Below are 4377 nucleotides of genomic sequence, written 5' to 3' on the forward strand. Positions count from 1 at the left end.
GCCGGCCAGCTCGGCCCCGACCGTCTTGAGGTCGCGGGGCGGAGTGTCGCGGTGGGGGATCGGGTGGTGTGCGGCAAGAACGCCCTCGCCCGCCTCGAGGTCGCCAACGGCACCCGCGGGACCGTCACCGCAATCGACCCCCAGGCGCGGACGCTGACCATCCAGATCGGCGACAACACCGACGCCAAGGGCCGCGGCGCGCCCGAGGGGGCAACCGTGACCCTGCCGGCCAGCTACCTGGACGGGCGGGACCGCCCAGGGGCGCCGCCCCGGGTGGACCTGGCCTATGCGACCACGGGGCACAAGGCCCAGGGGCTGACGAAGTGGACCTCGCTGCCGTTTGTGACCGGCCGGGAGGACGCCCAGTGGCTGTTTGTGGTGCTCAGCCGGGCCCGCCACCTGACCCGCATCTACACCGTCACCGGCCCCGAGGAGCGCCCCGCCGACCTCGACCACACCCCCGACAACCGCGCGCCGGTGGATGGGTATGAGCGGCTGTCGGCGGCGATGGGCCGCGACCGGTCGCCGACCCTGGCCAGCGACGCGAGGCGGCTGGTGGACCTGCGGGGGATGGCGACCGGGGAGCTGCGCGCCGAGCGGGACCGGCTCGACGAGCTGCTCGCCACGGCGCCCCGGGACCGCCACCACGAGTCGGCCCGGGCCGCCGCCCGCCATGCCGAGCGGGAGCAGCACCTGCGCGAGCTGCGGGCGGCCGGGGTCGGCGGCCGCGAGCTCGTGACCGCGACCCGCCGTGCCGACCGGGCCGGCGAGGACGCCCGGCAGCTCCGTCGGCATCAGCAGCGGCGGGCGGGGTGGCTGGAAGCCCACGCCGATCTGGTCGCCGAGCGGCAGGCGGTCGGCCGGGAGCTGGCCTGGCGGCGGCGTGCCGACACCCGCGCGCTCGAGCTGGACCCGCCCGCCGACCTGGTCGCGGTGCTCGGCTCCCTCCCCGAGGACCGCATGGCGCGGCAGGCGTGGCGCGCGGCGGCCGGCCAGGTCGACGGCTACCGGCGCGCCTACGGCATCGATAAATCCAGGCAGGCTGAGCATGAAGGGCGAGCGGAGCCAGCTGCGGCCCTGAGCGAGCGGCCAGTCGGCGGGCAGCCCGGCGTGGCGTCTCCATTGCCCCGGAACCAGGGCCACCACGTCAAGCGGGACGACCGGCTCGCCGAGCTGCTCGGCCCGGAACCACGTGGGGATCTCCGGCAGCGGCGGGCATGGCAGGCGGCCCGCAGCACCGTCGAGCGCCTGCCTGCCCGGGTGCGCGGGCGTGACGACTGCGAGCGGGAGGCCGGGTAGCAGGGGTGACATTCCGAGCGGTTCTGCGGCGTTTGACATTTAAGCGTCAACAATACCGTTTGCGCCGGAACTGTCGGAGTGCACGATAGACTCTTGGCAGGGACGCCCCGGTCGAGGCGCCGGGTGAAGGAGGTTGGCAGCATGCACCGCGACGAGTTCCCCCGCCATCTTGGCGAGGAGGACGAGCTGCCCGAAGACTTCGGCACCAGACCAGGCGACACCCTCGCGTTCGGGTCCGGCTCCTACGTCCGCACCCTCAGCGCGGAGGAGGCCCGCCGGTTCATGCAGCAGCCGCACGCCGCGGCGCCAGGCCGCGGCCCGGAGGCGACCGGGCCGGCGGACAGAGTGATGGAGAACCGATCCACGCCGCGGGGACTGAAGCGCCTGCTACCTGCCGGGTGGCGCCGGGCGGCCCATGAACAGGTGGCGGCCTTCGAGCCGCCGCCACCGCCGGTCGTGGTCGCCCCGCCGGCCCGGCTGACTGTCGAGCTGGTGCCAAAGACGAGCTGGTACAACAATGTCCGCGCCCTAGTGGACGCGCCCACCTGGGATCGCATCCGCCGCCAGGTCTACCGGCAGGCTCGCTACCGCTGCGAACTCTGCGGCGGCCGGGGTCCCGAGCATCCGGTGGAGTGCCACGAGGTGTGGCGCTACGAGGACCCGACCCGCATGCAAAAGCTGGTGCGGATGATCGCGCTGTGTCCAGCTTGCCACCAGGTCAAGCACTACGGGTTGGCTAACCTGCGCGGCAAGGGTGCCCAGGCCCGCGTCCACCTAATGAGGGTGAACGGCTGGACAGCGCGTCAGGCAGACACCTACATCGAGGCGGTGTTTCGGGTGTGGGAGCGCCGGAGCCAGGGCCCGTGGACGCTCGATCTCAACGGCCTCGCCCCGTACGTGCCGGACCTGGAGTTGCAGGCCATCCAGCGCCGTGCGGCGCGTCCTCCACGATGACCGCGCCGGTCTTTTCGCTGTGCGTCATCTATCGCATCAGCGGGGATGGCCTGCTCCACCCGTGGGCGGCGATCGGGAGCGACGGTAGCGAGTTTCAGGTGTTCGGGGGAAACGACGTCGCCGCTAGGGTTCAGGCGGCGTTCGAGCTGCTGGAACCGCCATTGCCCGCCCCGCAGGACGTGTGGGAGGCGGTGGCCGCGGAGCTGCCCCGCTGGCTCGATCCGAACAGCACCTACGTGATGATGCCCTACGAGCTACGCCAGGATGGCTCCGCGCTGGCGACGGCCTTGCAGCTCGTCTTGCCGCATCCTGTTCCTGCCATGGAGCCCTTCCCGAATGGCTCGTAGCGTTGAGCCAGCCGAGCCGAGAACCCCGCCACGGCGGGGTTCTTTCGTTCCGGAGTCTAGGTACCAGAACGAGCTGCGGCGCGGGCCTATCGCGCGGGCAGCCTCCCGCCGGACGGGGCCGGTGAGGCGATCCGCAACCCCCGTAGGAGCGCGGCCCCCGGCCGCACGTAGGATGCGCCGCGTTCCCAGCGGCGACGACCCGGCCGGGAGCTGGCCTGGGGAGCAGCACAGCAGCACGGTCAAGCCCAGGAGGATCAGGCAGGAATGCTCAGCGCGTACGTGCTCATCCAGGCCGAGGTCGACGCGGGCGGCCTGGGCCGCCCGGGCGGTCAGAGACCTTGAGCGGGCCGAGCGGGCCGAGGACCTCGTCGGCCCGACGACGTCATCGCTCGCGTCCCCCGCGCCCGGCCTCGACGAGCTGGGCCGCCTGGCGGTCGCCCGCGTCCACGCGGTGGGCGGCGTCACCCGCACCCTGACCTGCGCGGTGAGCCGCCGCTACGATCGCGCTGCGACAACGGGCTGTGGCGGGTTCCCGGCACGGAGGGTGCTGGTAGGCGCTGGGCTCCCCGACCGATCTCCCGCCAGACACCCGGGCTCCGCGGATCCCCGCGACCGCAGGCGCGGCCGTTGCCAGGCGCGCACGGCGTGCCGCGCACCGCTTCGCCGATGGCCGTGCCGTGCAGGGGAAACAACCCCACCCCGCCGAGCAGGTGGGGTCGTTGCCGGCAGGCGGCTACTGGGCGGCGACGGGTCGCACGTTGGCAGCCTGGGCGCCTTTGGGGCCCTGGGTGATGTCGAACTCGACGGTCTGCCCCTCGTCCAGCGAGCGGTAGCCGGCGGCCTGGATCGCGCTGAAGTGCACGAAGACGTCCTCGCCCGACTCGGGGCTGATGAAGCCGAAGCCCTTGTCAGCGTTGAACCACTTGACAGTTCCAACAGTCATGACTGCTTGCGCCTCCCTCCGGCGACTCGGAGGTCTCGGCCACGCCGACGCCAGGTGGCGCCGGCGGCTCGGGGCAAGCTCGACCGCGGCTGCGGAGCTGAACATGCACCTTTGCGGCACGGACCCTGGTGTCCCGAATCGTTGATTCGTTGATGTTCTCAGGCGGCTCTCGATCCCCTGACCAGCAGATTCACTGCCATGAATATGAAGTGAATCAGTAACTCGGGACCCTAGCACGCCGCCGCACCGCACCACCGCGGCCAGCGTGCAGCAGGCAGCACCCCATCCGGGCCGGCGAACGCGCCGGGGCTGCGCGGTAACGTCGCGGGAGCCTGCGCAGGCGCACCCCGCTGGTTCATGCCGCCACGACGACCAGGGTGATCGCGGCGAAATGCGCGGCGACGCCGCCCCCGACGAGCAGGTGGAAGACCTCGTGGTAGCCGAAGACCGCCGGGGCCGGGTCCGGCCGGCACCGCGCGTACACCACCGCCCCCAGCGTGTAGGCCAGCCCGCGGCAGCGACCGAACCGCACCGCGTGCGCGATGATCGAGGCACAGCCCCGCCAGAGACCGGTCGGCGACCGGGGGAGGAGCAGCACGATGACCGGGTGGAACGAGCTCAGTTTGGATGAGGCGATGCGGCGGGCCCATGCGGCGCTGCTCGCGTCCGAGGCGTTGTACGACGAGATCGACACGGAGGAGGGTCGCTCGAACATCGATATCGAGAAGCATCTGCGCAGGGCCGAGGTGAAGGCCTCACAGGCCAGGTCATGGGTCGCGATCGCGCAGGCCCTTGGCACCCAGCGCGACCGGTACGGAGCTGCCGGCGGGTAGA

Annotated in this window: 6 protein-coding genes; 4 read left to right on the forward strand and 2 right to left on the reverse strand. The window is 72.2% G+C overall.

The genetic code is table 11. The features are described 5' to 3' along the window. The 3 genes from VG276_31735 to VG276_31745 form a co-directional block, all read left to right on the forward strand. The coding region (locus tag VG276_31735) for a hypothetical protein (protein HEV8653848.1) at positions 1-1299 on the forward strand (1299 nt) is incomplete at its 5' end. Positions 1300-1440: 141 nt separating this feature from the next. After that, the gene (locus VG276_31740) at positions 1441-2253 is read left to right on the forward strand and encodes an HNH endonuclease signature motif containing protein (GenBank protein HEV8653849.1); all 813 of its coding nucleotides are present in this window, start codon (positions 1441-1443) and stop codon (positions 2251-2253) included. Next, entirely contained in the window at positions 2250-2600 is a 351-nt protein-coding gene (locus VG276_31745) for a hypothetical protein (GenBank protein ID HEV8653850.1), read from the forward strand. The genes VG276_31740 and VG276_31745 overlap by 4 nt, the downstream gene beginning before the upstream one ends. Positions 2601-3333: 733 nt before the next feature. On the opposite strand, the gene VG276_31750 is transcribed toward VG276_31745, so the two are convergent. Both VG276_31750 and VG276_31755 read right to left on the reverse strand, forming a co-directional pair. Continuing rightward, positions 3334-3543 carry a cold-shock protein gene (locus tag VG276_31750; GenBank protein HEV8653851.1) on the reverse strand — a complete coding sequence of 70 codons (210 nt, stop codon included), beginning with the start codon at positions 3541-3543 and terminating at the stop codon, positions 3334-3336. Positions 3544-3898: 355 nt separating this feature from the next. After that, complete coding sequence (locus tag VG276_31755) at positions 3899-4237, reverse strand: hemolysin III family protein (protein HEV8653852.1); 339 nt, start codon at positions 4235-4237, stop codon at positions 3899-3901. Here VG276_31755 and VG276_31760 point away from each other — a divergent pair. Then, complete coding sequence (locus VG276_31760) at positions 4143-4376, forward strand: hypothetical protein (protein ID HEV8653853.1); 234 nt, start codon at positions 4143-4145, stop codon at positions 4374-4376. The genes VG276_31755 and VG276_31760 overlap by 95 nt on opposite strands. The last annotated feature ends 1 nt before the right edge of the window (position 4377 follow it).

The organism is Actinomycetes bacterium (assembly GCA_036000965.1).
Taxonomy (GTDB): Bacteria; Actinomycetota; CALGFH01; order CALGFH01; family CALGFH01; genus DASYUT01.